The organism is Achromobacter veterisilvae, assembly GCF_037619525.1.
Taxonomy (GTDB): Bacteria; Pseudomonadota; Gammaproteobacteria; order Burkholderiales; family Burkholderiaceae_B; genus Achromobacter; species Achromobacter veterisilvae.
Genome location: NZ_CP148753.1, coordinates 2,159,958 through 2,177,755, shown reverse-complemented (window position 1 = coordinate 2,177,755; position 17,798 = coordinate 2,159,958). Strand labels below are relative to the sequence as shown.

Genomic DNA, 17,798 nt, shown 5'->3' with positions numbered 1-17,798 from the left:
TTCATCGATACCCCCCAACGAGGTCTCAATGCGTCCCGTCCGTAAAGCCGTTTTCCCTGTCGCCGGCATGGGCACGCGCTTCCTGCCCGCCACCAAGGCGATGCCCAAGGAAATGCTGCCCGTGGTCGACAAGCCGCTGATCCAATATGCCGTGGAAGAAGCCGTCGCCGCCGGCATCACCGACCTTATTTTCGTGACGGGACGCAACAAGCGCGCAATCGAAGACCACTTCGACTCCGCCCCCGAACTGGAATCCGACCTCGAAAGCAAGGGCAAGCACGAGCTCCTGGCCATGGTGCGGGGCATTCTACCCGCGCACGTCAACTGCCTCTACATCCGGCAATCGGCGCCCCTGGGGCTGGGCCACGCCGTGCTGTCGGCCGCCCCCGCCGTGGGCGACGAGCCGTTCGCCGTCCTGCTGGCGGACGACCTCATCGATTCCGACACGCCCGCGCTGAAGCAACTGGTGGACGTGGCCGTCGCGCAGAACGCCAGCGTGCTGGGCGTGCAGGACGTGCCCCGTGCCGATACCCGCAAGTACGGCATCGTGGCCACCCGCGAAGGAGACGCCCGCTCGGACGGCCGCACGGAACGCGTCACCCATATCGTCGAAAAGCCCGATCCCGACGCCGCGCCCTCGACGCTGGCGGTGGTGGGCCGGTACGTGCTGGAAGCCGCCATCTTCGACCACCTGCGCTCCACCAAGATGGGCGCCGGCAACGAGATCCAGCTTACGGACGGCATCGCCTCGATGATGCGCGAGCGCGCCGTGTTCGCGCACCGCTACGAAGGCGTGCGCTACGACTGCGGCAGCAAGGCCGGCATGTTCCAGGCCACCGTGGCGCTGGGCAGGAAATACCACGGCCTGCAGCCGGAATGAACGCGGGCCCCGCCTAGGCTGAGGCCGCGCGGGCCCTGGCGCGCGCCTGCGCGTCCCGGTCCGCCTTGCGCAGGCGCCCTCTGGCGGACAGGCGCATCAAGGTCCCCAGGGCCACCATCAGGCCGATCACCTCGACCAGCGCGGCCGGAATCCACATGGTCAGCCCGCCGATGGTCTGGTCGGTCTGGGCCGACATCGCGATGGCGCGGCCGCACAGTTCGAACAGCGGGTAGATGTCGCTTTCGGTGAAGGCGATGACCGCGCCCGCCACCATTTGCGGCAGCATCGTCAGCACGGGCGAAATGACCCGGCCGCCGGGCGTCATGGCCGCGGGCGGCGCCGGCCGGCGGTCCAGGATCAGGTTCCAGTACATGAAGCCGCTGATCACCACCGACCAGTTCATCAGGCGGTAGAGGCGCCAGTCCAGCATGGAATAGAACTGCACCGACGGGATCAGCCAGACCAGCACCAGGAAGACGAACAGCGACGGCACGAAGATCTTGTTGGTCAGCACCGCCACGGTGGCGCGGCCCGCGCCGGTGCGCAGGAAATCGCGGAGCCGGACGCGCCAGGCCATGGGCAGGCCCGCCCGCATGGCCTGCCCCGGAAACGCCGCCATCACCAGCAGCGGCCCCAGGTGGTGCAGCACCAGGTGCTGGATGCGGTGGATGAAGAACATGCGCTCGGCGTAGTAGTCCAGCCGGGTATGCATGGACAGGTACAGCAGCACCATCCCCGCCCAGAACAGCGCCTTGCGGGCGCCCGTCACGCGATGGATCCGCTGGCCGCGCACGAACAGCACGATGGCGACCAGGAAGGAAGCCACCAGCGTGGGAGAGAACTCCCAGGGTACGAGCCATTCGAGACTATCCATGCAAACCGTCCGGAGAACTTCGGGGAAGACGAGGACCGGCGCCAGGCGCCGCATCCCGTCGATTGTAGTAGACCCCGGCGCGGGCCGCCCCGGCGCTCAGAAACGGTGCGAAATGCCCGTGCCGAACCGGGTGGTGTGGGAATGGGCCGGGTCGAACTGGTTGTCCAGCGTGTAGTTCGACGCATAGCCGGCAAAGGCGTAGAGCGTGGTGCGCGGGGACAGGCCGTAGGTATAGCCCAGCGTCATCACCTGCGCGTTGCGCGCCGCCGAGCCGTCGTCCCACCGCCAGTCCGGACGCGCCAGCGACCATTGCAGCAGCACGGCGCCGGGTCCCACTGGCACGCTGGCGCCCACCAGCCAGGCGTCGGCCTTGCCGCCGCGGACGAAGGCGGCCGGCCCCAGGCCCAGGTCCAGGCCGTCCGGATCGCCGCCATCCAGCCCGGCATAGCCGTTGCGCTGGCGCGACCAGGCCACGGACAGCTTCAGCACCTCGAAATCGTACGAAACCCCCAACTGGACGGCCTGCGGCCGGCGGCTGCTGCCCGCGGGCGCGTCCGCCAGCCGCAGTTGGTCCCAGGTGGCGACGGCCAGCAGGGGCCCGTCCTCGTATTTCAGGCCCGCGCTGAAGGCGCGGTTGTTCGCGGCGGTGCGGAACCGGTCCTGGCCGTCGGCATCGAAGGAATAGCCGACACCCGCCTGGAAGCCTTCCCAGACTGGCGAGAAGTAGTTCACCAGGTTGTCGAACTGGTAGTTGTCGGACGCCTTGAACGTGGCGCCCATGCCCATTTCCTTCCAGGAGGCGATCTCCAGCGCGTTGCCGTAGACCTGCCCCACCGTGTGCTGCCGGCCGAGCCGCAATTCGCCGTAGTCGGCGTGGCCCAGGCCGACCCAGGCGGCATAGTTGAAAAAGCTGTTGTCGTCCGCCGCCTTGCCCGAAGAGGGATCGAAGCCGCTCTCCAACTGGAAACGGGAACGCCAGCCGCCGCCCATGTCTTCCGTCCCCGTCAGACCCCACAGGGAATCGGTAAGGCCGCCATCGAGCAGGCCGGCATGGCTGCCCTGCCCCGAGGTCTTGGTGACGGCCGCGCCCGCGTCCACCACGCCGTACAACTGCAGGCCCAGTCCGTCGTCGGCGGCCAGCGCCCCCGGCGAAATCGCCATGCCCGCGGCCGCCAGCGCGCCCAGAAAAATGTACTTCATGCCTGTCTCCCGATGCGGCGGCGGGCAATCCGCCCGCCGCCGGGCGCCACGGCCTATTGCCAGCCGTAGCGGCGTACCCAGATTCCTTTCAGCAGTTGCGTCAGGACGCAGTAGCCAAGCAGGATGCCCACCAGCCAGGGGAAGTAGCTCCATGGCAGCGCCTGAAGCTGGAAATACTCGGCCAGCGGCGAGAACGGCAACAACAGTCCCAGGGTCACGACCATCAGCGTCATTCCCATCAGCGGCCACGCGGCGCGGCTTTGCAGGAAGGGAATCTTGCGCGTGCGGATCATGTGCACGATGAGCGTCTGCGACAACAGGCCTTCCACGAACCAGCCGGACTGGAACAGCGTCTGGTGCTCGGGGGCATTGGCCTGGAATACGTACCACATCAGCGCATACGTGGCGATGTCGAAAATGGAACTGATCGGCCCGAAAAACACCATGAAGCGTCCCAGGCCGTCGGGATCCCATTGCTGGGGTTGTTTCAGCAGTTCTTCGTCCACATTGTCAAACGGGATCGCGGTCTGCGAAATGTCGTACATCAAATTCTGCAGCAATAGATGGATGGGCAGCATCGGCAGGAACGGCAGGAAAGCGCTGGCCACCAGCACCGAAAAGACGTTGCCGAAGTTCGAGCTGGCGGTCATCTTCAGGTACTTGAGCATGTTGCAGAAGGTCTTGCGGCCTTCGATGACGCCGTCCTCCAGCACCATCAGGCTCTTTTCGAGCAGGATGATGTCGGCGGCCTCCTTCGAGATGTCGACCGCCGAGTCCACGGAGATCCCCACGTCCGCCGCCCGCAGCGCCGGCGCGTCGTTGATGCCGTCGCCCATGAATCCCACGGTGCAGCCCTGCGCCCGGAGGCTGCGCACGATTCTTTCCTTGTGGGCCGGCGTCAGGCGGGCGAACACGTTGGCTTCCCGCACGGCGGCGGCCAGTTGCCGGTCGTCCATTTCCTCGATCTCGGCGCCGAGATAGACCTTGCGGACGTCGAAATCCACTTCGCGGCAGACCTTCTGCGTGACCAGTTCCACGTCGCCCGTCAGCACCTTCACCTCGATGCCCGAGTTCCTGAGCGCCGCGAGGGCGGGCGCCGTGGATTCCTTGGGCGGATCCAGGAACGCGATGTATCCCACCAGGACGAGGTCGGATTCGTCCGCCACGCCATAGGCCTCCTGGGTGGGCGGCATTTCCTTGACGCCCACGGCGATGACGCGCAGGCCGTCGCGGTTCAGTTCCGCGGTCACGCGGCGGATGTCCGCCCGGCGCACCTCGGTCAGCGGGTGCTCCTCGCCGCCCACGCGCAGGCGGGTGCATGCGGACAGCATCTCTTCCAGCGCGCCCTTGCAGATCAGCTCGTGATGGTCGCGGCCGTTCTCGGTTTCGTTGACCACCACCGACATCCGGCGCCGCGAAAAATCGAAGGGGATCTCGTCGACCTTGCGGTACGTCGACGCCAGATCCAGCTTGCGCTCCACTTCGGCGTGCTGCAGCACCGCCACGTCCAGGAGATTCTTCAGCCCGGTCTGGTAATGGCTGTTGAGATAGGCGTAGGCCAGCACGTCGTCGCAACTCGCGCCATAGACGTCGGTGTGCCGCTCCAGCACGATGCGGTCCTGGGTCAGGGTGCCGGTCTTGTCCGTGCACAGCACGTTCATCGCGCCCAGGTTCTGGATCGCGTCGAGGCGCTTGACCACCACTTTGCGCCGCGACATGCGCAAGGCGCCCTTGGCCAGCGTGGCCGTGACGATCATCGGCAGCATTTCAGGCGTCAAGCCCACGGCGATGGCCAGGGCGAACAGCAGCGCTTCCAGCCAGTCGCCCTTGGTGAAGCCGTTGATCAGCATGACGATGGGCGCCATGACCAGCATGAAGCGGATCAGCACCCAGCTCACGCGGTTGATGCCCTGCTGGAACTGGGTGGGCGCGCGGCTGGCCTGGGTGACGCGGCCGGCCAGTTGGCCGAAATAGGTCCGCGACCCCGTCGCGACCACCAGGGCGCTGCCCGAGCCGCTGACCACGTTGGTCCCCATGAACGCCATGTTTTCCAGTTCCAGCGCGTTGCCGGTCGCGATGCGCTGCCGGACGTGCTTTTCGACGGGCAGGGATTCGCCGGTCAGGGCGGCCTGCGCCACGAACAGGTCCTTGGCGGCCAGGATGCGGCAATCGGCGGGAATCATGTCGCCCGCGGAAAGCAGCACCACGTCGCCCGGCACCAGTTCCGCCAGCGGAACCTCGACCTGCCTCGACCCGCTGGCATGCAGCGTCTCGCCGAAGAAGCGGTGCGCGCCGTTGCCTTCCCCGCCCGCGCGGTCGCTGCGCAGGACGGTGGCGGTGTTCTGCACCATGGCCTTCAGCGCTTCGGCCGAGCGGTTGGAGCGCCGCTCCTGCACGAACCGCAGCACGGTGGAGATCAGCACCATCGAGCCGATGATGAGGGCCGCCGTCCAGGACTGCTCTTCGGGCTCGGCCATGCGGACGTCGGTGATCCACGACAGGACCGCCAGCGCGGTCAGCAGCAGGTTGAACGGATTGCGGTAGGACAGCCAGAGGTGGGCGTGCCAGGACAGCGGTTTTTCGTGATCGACTTCGTTGGCGCCGTAGCGCTCGCGCGAGGTCTGGGCCTGGGCTTCGGACAATCCTCCCCGCCCGCTGCCGAACAGCGAGAACAAGGCGCCATCGTCCAGGCGCGACAGGTCCAGCATCTGCCGGTTGGCGTGGCGGCCGGCTTCGGAGGACGCGTTGGCGGCCTCTCCCACCCGCAAGGGCATCGGCGAGCGGCGGAAATGGCGCCCGGTGCGCCGCAGGCCGGCGGCGGACGAAAAGAATGACTTCAGGAAATTCAACATCGGAGTGCTCCGGTTCTTGGTGTTGTTGTCGGAGACACGGACGACCCCGCCCGCGGCGGCCGCGCGCGGCCGGCCGCGGGCCGCGGCTTGCTCGGGGAAAGCCGCCGGTCCGCTTACGGACGTGCGCAGGCACCGGGGCGATGTTGCCGGTGTCCGGATCGCGTCGTGGATGCGCCGGGTGCGGAAAACGGAAGGGGAGCTGGCGGAGGAATCCTGGCCGGCGGAAACGGCGCACGCGAGGTGGGCCAGGCCGGGGATCCTGGGCTGCGGACTCCGTACGGACCGGAATGACTATCCGATCGTCGGCTCGCAGCGAGAAGACGGGTCAGACAGGCATGCCGATGCCGCGCACTGGGCGCAATCGAGGCTCGGGGTCTAAGGCACTGGGCATGGTCTCTCCTGTGTAGGGGTGGGCGGCGTCAGGCCAGCGCGGCTTGCGCGCCGAAGTGCACGTGGCGCACGGCGGGATTGGCGCTCAGGCGGCGCGCCTGCGACATCAGTTCGGCCCGCAGTTCCGGGGGGCAATTGACGGTGATGCAGGCGGACGCCATGTCCGGGTCGTGGCCCTGGTCGATCTGGACCTGCGAGACGGCCAGGCCGGCGGCGCTGAAGTCCAGGTAGATCTGCTTGCGCAAGGCGCCCAGCTCGTCGCGCGGACAAACGACCGTCAAGCGCGAAGTGCCGCGGCGGCGGCTCAGGGCGGCGGCACGGTCCACGCCGGCGCGGCGCAGGAACAAGTCGAAGAAACGCATAACGACCTCCATTGCAAGAATGGGGAGCGTGATCGCGAGTACGCGCGCACGCCTGCGCGGCGCATGGCGGACGGGCACGGAAAACGAACGTGCGCGAACGCTGGCGCTGCGGCCGGGCGGCGGTTCTGGCGGTTTACGTTGGGGAGGTTCCCGGCAAGCCGCTGGCTTGCGCTGTTGCCCTGGCCGGAGCCTGGGGCTTGGGATACGACCGCAACCTGTTCAACAGGCTGCGGCAGATGGAGTTCTGCGTGGACCTGTCAGACAGCGGCGTCGATGCAAGATCGACAACTTTCGCCGGAATCGGTATTCACGAAGACTGCTCCTGGGATGGATAACGTGCAAGATTTTACGCGGGTTTTTACTGATGGACAAGGCTTGCCCGCAGAAAAAAGCGGCGGCGCCGGACGAACCCGCGCCGCCGCGCCCGTCAGGCGTAGAAATGCCAGCCCAGATAGGCGGCGAACAAGGCGTACAAACCGCCCACCGCCGACAGGGCCGGCACGCTCATGGCCGAGCGGTGGAAGCGCAGCCACAGCAGGCTGATCGACAGCATGGTGAACAGGCCCGCCACCAGCAAGGGCGCGTCCAGCATCCACGGCGTCATGAAGATGCCCAGCGCGCTGGGGATGGTGGCCTGGATCATCATGGCGCCCGAGATATTGCCCAGCGCCAGGCGTTCCTTGCCCTGCCGCACCCAGATGAGCGCGTTCATGATTTCGGGGAGTTCCGTGGCGACGGGCGCCAGGATCAAGGCGGCGACGTGGGGCGAGGCGCCCATGGCCACGCCCAGGGCCTCGATCTGGTTCACGAACACGTGCGACGCTCCGGCGATCACCACCAGCGCCAGGACCGTCTGCGAGACGGCCCAGGAAAGAGTCGGATTTTCGTCGCTGGGACGCAGCTTGAGCGGTTCCAGGTCCTCGCAGTCCAGGCAGGCCTCGTCATTGCTCAGCTCGCGCTTGACGTAGAGGCCGTAGGTCGCCAGGAACAGGATGCCCAGCCAGGGCTTCCAGGCGAACGCCAGCAGCCCCAGGCCTACCTTGAAGACGAAGATGACCATGAACCAGGCCTGGTCGCGGGCCAGCCGGCGCTGGTCCGCGTTGATACAGTCCGCCTGGTTGGGCCGGCCGCGGCGCGCGCGCCACAGGGCCAGGCCGACCACCGCATAGGCCAGCGTCGCCAGCACCAGCGGTCCGCCCATGGCGGCGCCGACGCCGATGTCCTTTTGTTCGGGGGTCTCGCCGAAGACCACGGCCATGAAGGTCACGGCGCTTTCCGGCAAGGCGGTGCCGAACGCGGCAAGCACGGTGCCGGTGGCGGTGGCGCCCAACTGGAAGCGGTGGCCGACCCATTCGACGCCGTTCACGAAGAACTCGCAGGCGAAATAGATCACTGCCGCGGACAGGAAAAACAGGAACAGGGTGAGCAACATATAGACGCAGCCGGACGAGCAGAAACCATTGGCGCGACATCGCGGCTCGCCCGGCTAGGGTGAACGCAATGCGGCCAAAGGTCTCGCCTGGCTGATCCATGCGGCGGGCGTGCCGCCGTGCATGGAAACCGCTAGCGCCATGGGGTTCACTGAACCGCCAAGTCTGTTGACGCTAGCTCCTTTGGGGGCAAAGGATGGCTACTCCCCAATGACAGAGCGGCGATTGTAGCAGCTTGCCCGCGCCCGTCCAGCAATTCCCCCAGGGGCCGCGCGGGGTGTCGTGTTTCGGGGATGGCGGGTAAAGTAAACGGCATCCGCACCTTTGCCGGGGTTCGCGCCCCGCCCGCCATGAGCCTGCCTCCCGACGACATCGCCCCCTTCGCCGCCCGGCGCCAGCGCCTGATGGACCAGATGCGCGCCGAAGGAGGCGGCATCGCCATCCTGACGACCGCCCCGGAAGCCCGCCGCAACCGCGACGCCGAGTACCCGTACCGGCACGACAGCGATTTCTTCTACCTGACCGGCTTTACCGAGCCGGACGCGTGGCTGGTGCTGGTCGCCGGCGCTTCCGACCGTTCCCTGCTCTTCTGCCGGCCGCGCAATGTCGAGCACGAGATCTGGGAGGGCAAGCGCTACGGCCCCGAGGCCGCCGCGGCGCATTTCGGCTTCGACGACGCCCATCCGGTCGACGCGCTGGACGAACTGATGCCCTCGCTGCTGCTCGACCACCCCACCCTGTACGCCCCCCTGGCCGGCGACAAGCGCACGGACGGGCGGCTGCACCGCTGGCTGGCCGCGGCGCGCGAAGCCAGCCGCGGCGGGCACGCCCCGCCCTCCCGGCAGCAGGACATCCGCGCCCTGCTGGCCGGCATGCGGCTCATCAAGGACGCCTCGGAAATCGCGGCCATGCGGCGCGCGGCGAAGATTTCCGCCGGCGCCCACGTCCGCGCCATGCGCGTCTGCCGCGCCGGCATGCGCGAATACGAACTCGAAGCCGAACTGCTCTATGAATTCCGCCGCCACGGCGCGCAGTCGGTGGCCTACAACAGCATCGTGGCCGCCGGCGCGAACGCCTGCGTGCTGCACTACCCCGCCGGCGAGGCCCTGCTGCGCGACGGAGACCTGGTCCTGATCGACGCGGGCTGCGAAGTGGACAGCTACGCCAGCGACATCACCCGCACCTTTCCGATCAACGGCCGCTACAGCGGCCCGCAGCGCGCGCTGTACGACCTGACGGTGGCGGCCCAGGAAGCCGCCGCCCAGGCCACCGCGCCCGGCCGCAGCTTCAACGACGCCCACCAGGCCGCCCTGCGCGTGCTGGCGCAAGGCATGCTCGACCTGAAGCTGCTGAAGGGATCGCTGGACGGCGTGCTGGAATCCGGCGACTACAGCCGCTTCTACATGCACCGCACCGGGCACTGGCTGGGCCTGGACGTCCACGACGTGGGCGACTACCGCCAGCCGGGCCCCGCCCAGGGCGCCGAACGGCCCTGGCGCAAGCTGGAAACGGGAATGATGCTGACCATCGAGCCCGGCATCTACGTGCGGCCCGCCGGCGACGTGCCCGAGGCCTACTGGAACATCGGCATCCGCACGGAAGACGACGCGCTGGTCACCGACGAGGGCTGCGAACTCATTACGCGGGGCGTGCCGGTGCAGGCCGGCGAGATCGAAGCGCTGATGCGTGAATAGGCGCCCGGGGCGGGCCCTAGCCTAGAAGACGTAGCCGTCCAGCCAGCCCATGGCCACCCAGGTGTAGACCACCACCATGGCGATGGCGAACATGGAGACGGTCGCGCCGACCAGGCAGGCCAGGATGGCGACCAGCACCGGCCCCCAGCCCGTCTTCGTGGGCCGGCCCAGGCCGGCGTTGTAGAGGCGGTCGAATTTTTCGTCCGGCATCAGCGAGAACACCGCGCTTTCGATGAACCCGTCGATCATGGGAATGAACAGCAGGAAGAAGGCGGGGTTGTCGTACCAGACCGGATAGAAGCTGTAGGCGCAGAAGCCGCTGGCCAGGGCCAGCGCGGTCACCAGCCAGGCATGGCGCCGGCCCAGGTACCACCAGTGCGCCCCCACCGTGCCGAGCAGGCAGGCCAGCAGCCCCACGGCGACCTTGCCGCGCGGGCGGCGGGCGGATGCGGCGGACAATGGGGAAGAAGCCTGGGCCTGGGCCTGCGTCATGTCAATCAACCGTAAAAGGAAACCATGGCGCCAAGACGCGCCGGCTGCCAGCGATTGTAGTGGACGGTTAAAATCCGCGGATGACCTCATCCGCCTTCGACATTGCGATTCTCGGCGCGGGCCCGGTGGGCCGCGTGCTGGCCCTGATGTTGGCGCGCGTGGCGCCGGACCCGGCCCGCATCGCCCTGCTCGCGGGCAGCGCGCCCGCTCCGGCCGCGCCGTCGGCGGCCGTGCCCGCCGCCGACCCCCGGGTGCTGGCCATGAACCATGGCAGCCGCGTGCTGCTGGAATCGCTGCACGCCTGGCCCGAACGCTCGGCCGACATCCGCAATATCCATGTGTCGCAACGCGGACGGCTGGGCCGCACCCTGATCCAAAACACCGACTTCGGCGTGCCCCAGTTGGGCAGCGTGGTCGCCTATTCCGGCCTGCACGCCAAGCTAGACGAATGCGTGGCCGCCTGCGGCGTCACCGTCCTGCCGGGCCCGCCCGCCCGGATCGGCCGCCAGGATGCGGACGGCGTGCGCGTCGAGCAAGGCGAGGACACGCTGCTGTGCCGGGTCGCCGTGCAGTCCGACGGCGCGAGCGCGGCCGACGTGCGCCGCGACTACGGCCAGCACGCCGTGCTGACCACCGCCCATGCCTCCCTGCCCCGCCGCGGCTGGGCCTGGGAACGCTTCACGGCCGAAGGCCCGCTGGCCCTGCTGCCGCATCCGCAGACGCCGGACGCCTATTCGGTGGTCTGGTGCAGCGCGCCCGGCCGCGCCGCCGAACTGGCCGCGCTGGACAACGCGGCCTTTTCGCAGGCGCTGTCCGCGGCCTTCGGCGACCGCCTGGGCCGCCTGTCCAGCCAGGCGCCCCGCCACGTCTTTCCGCTGGCGCTCAGCGCGCGCCGCGCGCAGGTGCATGGCCGCGTGGCGGCCATCGGCAACGCCGCCCAGACCCTGCATCCGGTCGCCGGCCAGGGCCTGAACCTGGGCCTGCGCGACGCGGCCCGCCTGGCCCAGACGCTGGGCGGCTGGCTGGACCATCCGGGCGCCAACCCCGCCCCCGCCCTGGCCGAATTCGCCCGGGCGCGGTATGCCGACCGCGCCATAACCGCCGGCCTGACCGACCTGATGCCCCGGGTCTTCTCGACCGGCCTCGCGCCGGTGGAGCATGCCTGCGGCCTGGCCCTGCTGGCGCTGGACCTGGCCTCGCCGCTGCGCGCGCCGCTGGCGCAGCACCTGCTGCAAGGTTTCCGGGCCTGATTTCCCTTCGATCCGGCCCCGAAAAGGGGCGGGATCGGTTTGCTTTCGCCTCTCTTCGTTACCCGGCGTTTGCCGGCTGAAAAAGGGGGTTCGATCGAGCCGGTTAAAATGTGAGCATGCGCATAGGCCAGTGGTCCCTTCCCAACAACGTTCTTGTCGCGCCCATGGCGGGCGTGACGGACCGTCCTTTCCGCCAGCTTTGCAAGAAGCTGGGGGCGGGCTATGCCGTGTCGGAAATGGCCGCCAGCAACCCGAAGCTGTGGGATAGCGTCAAGACCTCCCGCCGCCTGAACCACGACGGCGAAATCGCCCCGATCTCGGTGCAGATCGCCGGCGCCGACCCCGCCATGATGGCGGAGGCCGCGGTGTTCAACGCCAATAAAGGGGCCCGGATCATCGACATCAATATGGGCTGCCCGGTCAAGAAGGTCTGCAACGTCGCCTCCGGGTCGGCGCTGCTGCGCCACGAAGACCTGATCGCCCGCATCCTCGATGCCGTGGTGTCCGCCTGCGCGCCCCTGGGCGTGCCGGTCACCCTCAAGACCCGGACCGGCTGGGACCGCGAAAGCCGCAACGCCCTGCGGGTGGCCAAAATGGCCGAAAACGCCGGCATCTCCGCCCTGACCCTGCACGGCCGCACCCGCGCCGACCTCTATACGGGAGAGGCGGAATATGACACTATCCGCGCCGTCAAGGCGGAGCTGGACATTCCCGTGATTGCCAACGGGGATATCGATTCTCCCGAAAAAGCCAGGCGCGTCCTGGATTACACTGGCGCCGACGCGGTCATGATCGGCCGGGCGGCCCAAGGCCGTCCCTGGATTTTCCGCGAAATCGACCACTACCTGCGCACGGGCGAAACACTGGCCCCTCCCTCTTACGGGGAAATGCGCGAGCTGCTGCTCGAACATCTCGACGACCACTACCGGTTCTACGGCGAGCACACCGGCGTATGCACGGCGCGCAAGCACATCGGCTGGTACCTGGACGGCCTGCCGGGCGCGGATTCGTTCTGCGCCCGCATGAATCTGATCGACAATACCCGAGACCAGTGGCGGGCCGTGTCGGACTGGTTCGACATCATCTCGCGCGACGGCGGGCCTTATCCGGCGCCGGTCGCAGAAGCCCTGCTGGCGGCATGACCGCCTCAACACCAACATAAAAATATCTGTACTCAAATGAGCAAGAAAGATGTCCTGGAAGAATGCGTGCGCGCCAGCCTGGAGCGCTATTTCGAAGACTTGGGCGAATCCGAGCCCCACGACATGTGGGACATGGTGATGCGTTGCGTGGAACGCCCGGTGCTCGAAGTGGCGCTGGAGCGGTCCGGCGGCAACCAGTCGCGCGCGTCCGAAATGCTGGGCATCACCCGCAACACCCTGCGCAAGAAGCTGCTGGCGCACAATATCCAGGTATAGCTTTCCCGCGCGGACGGCCGCCGCGACGCGCCGTCCGCCCTCCTGATTTCCCATCCTGACCAGAACGAGGAAGGCGTACCCGCCCCACTCCCGTCCCTCACCATGAAAATCGAAACCGCCCTGCTTTCGGTGTCCGACAAGACCGGCATCGTTGAATTTGCCCGCGCCCTGGCCGCGCGCGGCGTGCGCCTGCTGTCGACCGGCGGCACCGCCAAGCTGCTGGCCGACTCCGGCCTGACCGTGACCGAAGTGGCCGCCCATACCGGTTCGCCCGAAATCCTCGACGGCCGCGTCAAGACGCTGCACCCGAAGATCCACGGCGGCCTGCTGGCGCGCCGCGACAGCGCCGAACACATGGACACCATCAAGGCGGCGGGCATCGATCGCATCGACATGCTGGTGGTCAACCTGTATCCGTTCCGCGAAACGGTGGCCAAGCCCGATTGCACCTTCGCCGACGCCGTCGAGAACATCGACATCGGCGGGCCGGCCATGCTGCGCGCGGCGGCCAAGAACCACGGCACCGAAGCCGGCGGCGTGACGGTGGTGATCGACCCCGTCGACTACTCGCGCGTGCTGTCGGAAATGGACAAGGGCGGCGCCACGTCCTACGGCCTGCGCCTGGCGCTGGCCGCCAAGGTCTACGCCCACACCGCCGCCTACGACGGCGCCATCGCCGCCTACCTGACCAGCCTGACCGAAGCCGAGCCCAAGCAGGAAGCCGTGCCGGCCCGCAGCGAATGGCCCGGCACCCTTACCCTTCAGGTCAAGCAGGAACAGGCGCTGCGCTACGGCGAAAACCCCCACCAGACCGCCGCCTTCTACGTCGACGCGCAGCGTCCGGCCGGCCTGCTGGGCAATTACCGCCAGTTGCAGGGCAAGGAACTGTCCTATAACAACATCGCGGACGCCGACGCCGCCTGGGAATGCGCGCGCAGCTTCGAAGCGCCCGCCTGCGTCATCGTCAAGCACGCCAACCCCTGCGGCGTGGCCGTCGCGGCCGGCACCCTGGAGGCCTACCAGCAGGCCTTCAAGACCGACCCGACCTCCGCCTTCGGCGGCATCATCGCCTTCAACCGCCCGGTGGACGCCGCCACGGCCGAAGCCGTGAGTTCGCAGTTCCTGGAAGTGCTGCTGGCTCCCGCCTACGACGGCGCGGCGCTGGCCGTCCTGGCCGCCAAGAAGAACGTGCGCGTGCTGGAAGTGCCCATGGGCACGGGCCAGAACGCCTTCGACATCAAGCGCGTGGGCGGCGGCTGGCTGGTGCAGAGCCCGGACGCCTACAACGTGCCGCGCGACGCGCTCAAGGTGGTCAGCAAGCGCCAGCCCACCGAACAGGAAATGAACGACCTGGCCTTCGCCTGGAAGGTCGCCAAGTACGTCAAGTCCAACGCCATCGTGTTCGTGGGCGGCGGCATGACCCTGGGCGTGGGCGCCGGCCAGATGAGCCGCATCGACTCGGCCCGCATCGCCTCCATCAAGGCGGAGAACGCCGGCCTGACCCTGAAGGGCTCGGCCGTGGCCTCGGACGCCTTCTTCCCGTTCCGCGACGGCCTGGACGTGGTGGTGGCGGCGGGCGCGACCTGCGTGATCCAGCCCGGCGGCAGCGTGCGCGACGACGAAGTCATCGCCGCGGCCGACGAGCATGGCATCGCCATGGTGCTGACCGGCACCCGCCACTTCCGCCACTGATGCGCGTCCTCGGCATCGATCCCGGCCTGCGCCGCACCGGCTTCGGTGTGATCGATGCCGACGGGCCGCGGCTGCGCTACGTCTCCAGCGGGACCATCGTGGTCCCGCCGGCGCTGACCCTGTCCGAACGGCTGAAAGTCATCCTGGACAACCTGCGCCAGGTGGCGCGCGACACGCGGCCCGACGTGGCCGCGCTCGAAATCATCTTCCTGAACACCAATCCCGCCTCCACGCTGCTCCTGGGCCAGGCGCGCGGCGCGGCGCTGTGCGCCCTGGCCGACAGTTCGCTGGCCGTGCACGAGTACACCGCGCTGCAGATCAAGAAAGCCGTGGTCGGCACCGGCCGCGCCGCCAAGGAGCAGGTGCAGATGATGGTGCAGCACCTGCTGGCGCTGGACGGCGCGCCCTCGCCCGACTCGGCCGACGCGCTGGCCTGCGCGATCTGCCACGCCCACGCCGGGCCCATGCAGGAAAAGCTCGAGCGCCTGGGCGCCACCCTGCGCATGGGCGGCAAGACCCGCATCCGCAATGGCCGCCTGATCGGCTGAGCGTTTTCCCCCGCTTTTCCCCCGCGCGCGCCCGCGCGTATAGAATCCCCGCATTCGCCGCGCATTCGGCGGCCTCACCATTGCCAGGCCTTCAATCACCATGATCGGACGCATCACCGGAACCCTGATCGAGAAACTCCCGCCCACGATCTGCGTGGACGTGGGCGGTCTGGGCTATGACATCGACGTGCCCATGAGCACGCTGTACTCCCTGCCGGACACCGGCGCGCGCGTCACGCTCTACACGCACCTGACGGTGCGCGAGGACGCCCACATCCTCTACGGCTTCGCCACGGCGGCCGAACGCAGCGCCTTCCGCGAACTGATCAAGGTCAGCGGCATCGGCGCGCGGACCGCGCTGTCGGTGCTATCGGGGCTGTCGGTGGCGGACCTGGCCCAGGCCATCACCTTGCAGGAATCGGGCCGCCTGACCCGCGTGCCCGGCATCGGCAAGAAAACCGCGGAACGCCTGCTGCTGGAAATGCGCGGCAAGCTGGGCGCGGATATCGGCGCCACCGCGCACGCCACGCCCGACAACCAGTCCGACATCCTGAACGCGCTGCTGGCGCTCGGCTACTCCGAAAAGGAATCGCTGTCGGCCCTAAAGACGCTGCCCGAAGGCGTGGGCGTGTCCGACGGCATCAAGCAGGCGCTGAAGGCCCTGGTGCGCTGATTACAGATAGCGGGGCGCGACGGCCTCCAGGCCGGTCGGCACCACGTGCAGTTCGGGAGCGATCGGCCCCGTGCAGACGTTGTCGCGGCGCAGGGAATCCAGGTTGTCGCGCGACATCAGCGGCCTGCCCGGCAGGCATTCGAACAGCATGGCCTGCATGCGGCCCACGCCCATCGGCATGCCGATCACCGGCCGCGGATGGCCGCTCCAGGCGGCGCACAGGCGCGCGATCTCGCCCAGCGTGTAGACCTGCGGGCCGCCCAGTTCGTAGGTCTTGCCGCAGGTGTGCGTGTTGCCCAGCGCCGACACCAGGGCCGCCACCACGTCGCCCACGTACACCGGCTGCATGCGCACGTGCTCGCCCGCCAGCGGCAGCACGGGCAGCCAGCGGGCGAGCCGGGCGAACATATTGGTGAACTGGTCGTCGGGGCCGAAGACGACGGAAGGGCGGAAGATCGTCCAGCCGCCTTCGCGCCAATCCGCGAATTCCTTCTTGATGGCGGCTTCGCCGTCGCCCTTGGAGCGCTGGTACATGCTGTTGCCGCCGGAGTCCGCGCCCAGCGCGCTGACGTGCAGCATGCGGGGCACGCGCTGGCGGCGGCACGCCTGCGCGATGCGCTGCGGCAGCAGGACGTGCGCCCGCGCGAAATCCGATCCGTAGGGCCGGCCGGCCTTGCCGTGCAGGATGCCCACCAGGTTCACGACCGCGTCGCAGCCTTGCGCCAGGCCGTCCAGCGTGGCGTCGTCGTGCACGTCGCATTCGAGCAGGGTGGTGGTGGGAAGGATCTGCAGATCGCGCCCGCGGCCGTAAAGACGGGTGGGCACGATGATCTGATGCTGGTCCGCGGACAGCCGCGCTACCAGGTGACGGCCGATGAAACCGGTGCCGCCGATGACAAGGATACGCATGTCGCAGCCCCTGTTCGTCAGGATTCAGCCCCGATTCTGCCCTGCACGGGCGACAACCGCAAGCGCGCATCGGCGGCCCGCTTGCGGGCCGCCGCCAGGCGCGTCAGGCCGCCAGCAACTTGGCGTAGGCCGGAAGATCGACGTTGCCGCCGCTGATGATGACCCCGACCCGGGCGCCGCGCACCGGCACCACGTTCTGCATGACGGCGGACGCGGCCAGGCAACCGGTGGGCTCCACCACCATCTTCATGCGTTCGGCGAAGAACTTCATGGTGGCGACCAGTTGCTCGTCCGTCACCGTGACGATGTCGCGGACGTACTTCTGGATCAGCGGGAAGGTCAGATTGCCGAGGTGCGTCGTGGCGGCGCCGTCGGCCAGGGTCTTGGGGGCTGGAATTCGGACGATTTCACCTTTGCGCAGGGACTGCTGGCCATCGTTGCCGGCCTCGGGCTCGACCCCGTAGACCAGGCAGCGCGGGCTCAGCGCGAAGGCGGACAGGGCCGAACCGGCCAGCAGCCCGCCGCCGCCCAGGCAGACGAACAGGTAGTCCAGTTCGCCCACTTCCTCGAACAGCTCCTTGGCGGCGGTGCCCTGGCCGGCGATCACGTCCTCGTGGTCGTAGGGCGGGATCAGCGTGGCGCCCGTTTCCGCCTGGATGCGGCGCGCGATGGCCTCGCGGTCCTCGGTGTAGCGGTCGTAGGTGACGATCTTGCCGCCATAGCCTTCGGTGGCGGCGCGCTTGGCCGCGGGCGCGTCCAGCGGCATGATGATGGTGGCCTGCACGCCTTGCAGCCGGGACGCCAGGGCGATGGCCTGCGCGTGGTTGCCCGAGGAAAACGTCACGACGCCGGCGGCCCGCTGTTCGGGCGTCAGGCGCGCGATGGCGTTGTACCCGCCGCGGAACTTGAAGGCGCCCATGCGCTGGAAGTTCTCGCACTTGAAGAACAGCGAGGCGCCGCTGAGCGCGTCGGCGGTGGCCGAGGTCAAGACGGGCGTGCGGTGCGCGTTGCCGGCCAGGCGCTCGCTGGCGCGCGCGACATCATCGTAAGTGGGCAATTCGGGCTGCATGGGAATTCGGTCCTTGGATCGCGAAAGGGTAACGGTACTCCCGGATGATAAACCCGCCGCGCCGC

The 17,798-nt window shown here is 68.3% G+C and carries 17 protein-coding genes and 1 riboswitch; of the genes, 9 read left to right on the top strand and 8 right to left on the bottom strand.

The features are described 5' to 3' along the window. Positions 1–28: 28 nt before the first annotated feature. Positions 29–880, top strand: coding sequence for a UTP--glucose-1-phosphate uridylyltransferase GalU (galU, locus tag WHX56_RS10055; protein ID WP_129239078.1), 852 nt, complete (start codon positions 29–31; stop codon positions 878–880). A gap of 13 nt (positions 881–893) precedes the next feature. Here the strand turns inward: galU and WHX56_RS10050 are convergent, their stop codons facing one another. The 4 genes from WHX56_RS10050 to WHX56_RS10035 all read right to left on the bottom strand — a co-directional run bounded on the left by WHX56_RS10050 (position 894) and on the right by WHX56_RS10035 (position 6,558). Beyond that, complete coding sequence (locus tag WHX56_RS10050; protein WP_129239079.1) at positions 894–1,754, bottom strand: cytochrome c oxidase assembly protein; 861 nt, start codon at positions 1,752–1,754, stop codon at positions 894–896. A 96-nt stretch (positions 1,755–1,850) separates the two neighbouring features. After that, the gene (locus WHX56_RS10045; RefSeq protein ID WP_129239080.1) at positions 1,851–2,954 is read right to left on the bottom strand and encodes a porin; all 1,104 of its coding nucleotides are present in this window, start codon (positions 2,952–2,954) and stop codon (positions 1,851–1,853) included. Between the two features lie 53 nt (positions 2,955–3,007). Next, positions 3,008–5,806, bottom strand: coding sequence for a magnesium-translocating P-type ATPase (gene mgtA / locus WHX56_RS10040; protein WP_338881118.1), 2,799 nt, complete (start codon positions 5,804–5,806; stop codon positions 3,008–3,010). A gap of 419 nt (positions 5,807–6,225) precedes the next feature. Beyond that, entirely contained in the window at positions 6,226–6,558 is a 333-nt protein-coding gene (locus WHX56_RS10035; protein WP_129239082.1) for a hypothetical protein, read from the bottom strand. A gap of 89 nt (positions 6,559–6,647) precedes the next feature. Between WHX56_RS10035 and WHX56_RS10030 the strand changes: the two genes are divergently transcribed. Beyond that, entirely contained in the window at positions 6,648–6,893 is a 246-nt protein-coding gene (locus tag WHX56_RS10030; protein WP_129239083.1) for a hypothetical protein, read from the top strand. A 92-nt stretch (positions 6,894–6,985) separates the two neighbouring features. Here the strand turns inward: WHX56_RS10030 and WHX56_RS10025 are convergent, their stop codons facing one another. Next, positions 6,986–7,990 carry a sodium:calcium antiporter gene (locus tag WHX56_RS10025; RefSeq protein ID WP_129239084.1) on the bottom strand — a complete coding sequence of 335 codons (1,005 nt, stop codon included), beginning with the start codon at positions 7,988–7,990 and terminating at the stop codon, positions 6,986–6,988. A gap of 78 nt (positions 7,991–8,068) precedes the next feature. Next, positions 8,069–8,210, bottom strand: a riboswitch (yybP-ykoY riboswitch). Positions 8,211–8,338: 128 nt separating this feature from the next. Here WHX56_RS10025 and WHX56_RS10020 point away from each other — a divergent pair. Beyond that, complete coding sequence (locus WHX56_RS10020; RefSeq protein ID WP_338881116.1) at positions 8,339–9,682, top strand: aminopeptidase P N-terminal domain-containing protein; 1,344 nt, start codon at positions 8,339–8,341, stop codon at positions 9,680–9,682. Positions 9,683–9,703: 21 nt separating this feature from the next. On the opposite strand, the gene WHX56_RS10015 is transcribed toward WHX56_RS10020, so the two are convergent. Next, the gene (locus tag WHX56_RS10015) at positions 9,704–10,174 is read right to left on the bottom strand and encodes a hypothetical protein (RefSeq protein WP_287751893.1); all 471 of its coding nucleotides are present in this window, start codon (positions 10,172–10,174) and stop codon (positions 9,704–9,706) included. Positions 10,175–10,254: 80 nt separating this feature from the next. Between WHX56_RS10015 and WHX56_RS10010 the strand changes: the two genes are divergently transcribed. The 6 genes from WHX56_RS10010 (at position 10,255) to ruvA (ending at position 15,755) form a co-directional block, all read left to right on the top strand. Beyond that, positions 10,255–11,424, top strand: a complete 1,170-nt coding sequence (locus tag WHX56_RS10010; RefSeq protein ID WP_338881115.1) for a UbiH/UbiF/VisC/COQ6 family ubiquinone biosynthesis hydroxylase — start codon at positions 10,255–10,257, stop codon at positions 11,422–11,424. 116 nt (positions 11,425–11,540) lie between these two features. Further along, positions 11,541–12,566: a tRNA dihydrouridine synthase DusB gene (gene dusB / locus WHX56_RS10005; RefSeq protein WP_338881757.1), complete on the top strand. Its 1,026-nt coding sequence runs from the start codon at positions 11,541–11,543 to the stop codon at positions 12,564–12,566. Positions 12,567–12,602: 36 nt separating this feature from the next. After that, complete coding sequence (locus WHX56_RS10000) at positions 12,603–12,842, top strand: helix-turn-helix domain-containing protein (RefSeq protein WP_006217670.1); 240 nt, start codon at positions 12,603–12,605, stop codon at positions 12,840–12,842. A 102-nt stretch (positions 12,843–12,944) separates the two neighbouring features. Continuing rightward, positions 12,945–14,534 (top strand): bifunctional phosphoribosylaminoimidazolecarboxamide formyltransferase/IMP cyclohydrolase, encoded by a 1,590-nt coding sequence (gene purH, locus WHX56_RS09995; RefSeq protein ID WP_129239089.1) that lies wholly within the window; start codon positions 12,945–12,947, stop codon positions 14,532–14,534. Continuing rightward, complete coding sequence (gene ruvC, locus WHX56_RS09990; protein WP_287751898.1) at positions 14,534–15,082, top strand: crossover junction endodeoxyribonuclease RuvC; 549 nt, start codon at positions 14,534–14,536, stop codon at positions 15,080–15,082. Before purH ends, ruvC begins: the two co-directional genes overlap by 1 nt. Before the next feature lie 100 nt (positions 15,083–15,182). Then, positions 15,183–15,755 (top strand): Holliday junction branch migration protein RuvA, encoded by a 573-nt coding sequence (gene ruvA, locus WHX56_RS09985; protein WP_129239091.1) that lies wholly within the window; start codon positions 15,183–15,185, stop codon positions 15,753–15,755. Here the strand turns inward: ruvA and WHX56_RS09980 are convergent, their stop codons facing one another. Next, a complete protein-coding gene (locus tag WHX56_RS09980) occupies positions 15,756–16,664 on the bottom strand; it encodes a complex I NDUFA9 subunit family protein (protein WP_338881114.1) in 909 nt (302 codons plus the stop codon). A gap of 103 nt (positions 16,665–16,767) precedes the next feature. Next, positions 16,768–17,733, bottom strand: a complete 966-nt coding sequence (locus WHX56_RS09975) for a threo-3-hydroxy-L-aspartate ammonia-lyase (RefSeq protein ID WP_129239093.1) — start codon at positions 17,731–17,733, stop codon at positions 16,768–16,770. Positions 17,734–17,798: the final 65 nt, after the last annotated feature.

Bases quoted from the DNA above. Each gene is read 5' to 3' on its own strand.
- galU (WP_129239078.1), top strand. From the start codon at position 29: ATGCGTCCCGTCCGTAAAGCCGTTTTCCCTGTCGCCGGCATGGGCACG.
- WHX56_RS10050 (WP_129239079.1), bottom strand. From the start codon at position 1,754: ATGGATAGTCTCGAATGGCTCGTACCCTGGGAGTTCTCTCCCACGCTG.
- WHX56_RS10045 (WP_129239080.1), bottom strand. From the start codon at position 2,954: ATGAAGTACATTTTTCTGGGCGCGCTGGCGGCCGCGGGCATGGCGATT.
- mgtA (WP_338881118.1), bottom strand. From the start codon at position 5,806: ATGTTGAATTTCCTGAAGTCATTCTTTTCGTCCGCCGCCGGCCTGCGG.
- WHX56_RS10035 (WP_129239082.1), bottom strand. From the start codon at position 6,558: ATGCGTTTCTTCGACTTGTTCCTGCGCCGCGCCGGCGTGGACCGTGCC.
- WHX56_RS10025 (WP_129239084.1), bottom strand. From the start codon at position 7,990: ATGTTGCTCACCCTGTTCCTGTTTTTCCTGTCCGCGGCAGTGATCTAT.
- WHX56_RS10020 (WP_338881116.1), top strand. From the start codon at position 8,339: ATGAGCCTGCCTCCCGACGACATCGCCCCCTTCGCCGCCCGGCGCCAG.
- WHX56_RS10015 (WP_287751893.1), bottom strand. From the start codon at position 10,174: ATGACGCAGGCCCAGGCCCAGGCTTCTTCCCCATTGTCCGCCGCATCC.
- WHX56_RS10010 (WP_338881115.1), top strand. From the start codon at position 10,255: ATGACCTCATCCGCCTTCGACATTGCGATTCTCGGCGCGGGCCCGGTG.
- dusB (WP_338881757.1), top strand. From the start codon at position 11,541: ATGCGCATAGGCCAGTGGTCCCTTCCCAACAACGTTCTTGTCGCGCCC.
- WHX56_RS10000 (WP_006217670.1), top strand. From the start codon at position 12,603: ATGAGCAAGAAAGATGTCCTGGAAGAATGCGTGCGCGCCAGCCTGGAG.
- purH (WP_129239089.1), top strand. From the start codon at position 12,945: ATGAAAATCGAAACCGCCCTGCTTTCGGTGTCCGACAAGACCGGCATC.
- ruvC (WP_287751898.1), top strand. From the start codon at position 14,534: ATGCGCGTCCTCGGCATCGATCCCGGCCTGCGCCGCACCGGCTTCGGT.
- ruvA (WP_129239091.1), top strand. From the start codon at position 15,183: ATGATCGGACGCATCACCGGAACCCTGATCGAGAAACTCCCGCCCACG.
- WHX56_RS09980 (WP_338881114.1), bottom strand. From the start codon at position 16,664: ATGCGTATCCTTGTCATCGGCGGCACCGGTTTCATCGGCCGTCACCTG.
- WHX56_RS09975 (WP_129239093.1), bottom strand. From the start codon at position 17,733: ATGCAGCCCGAATTGCCCACTTACGATGATGTCGCGCGCGCCAGCGAG.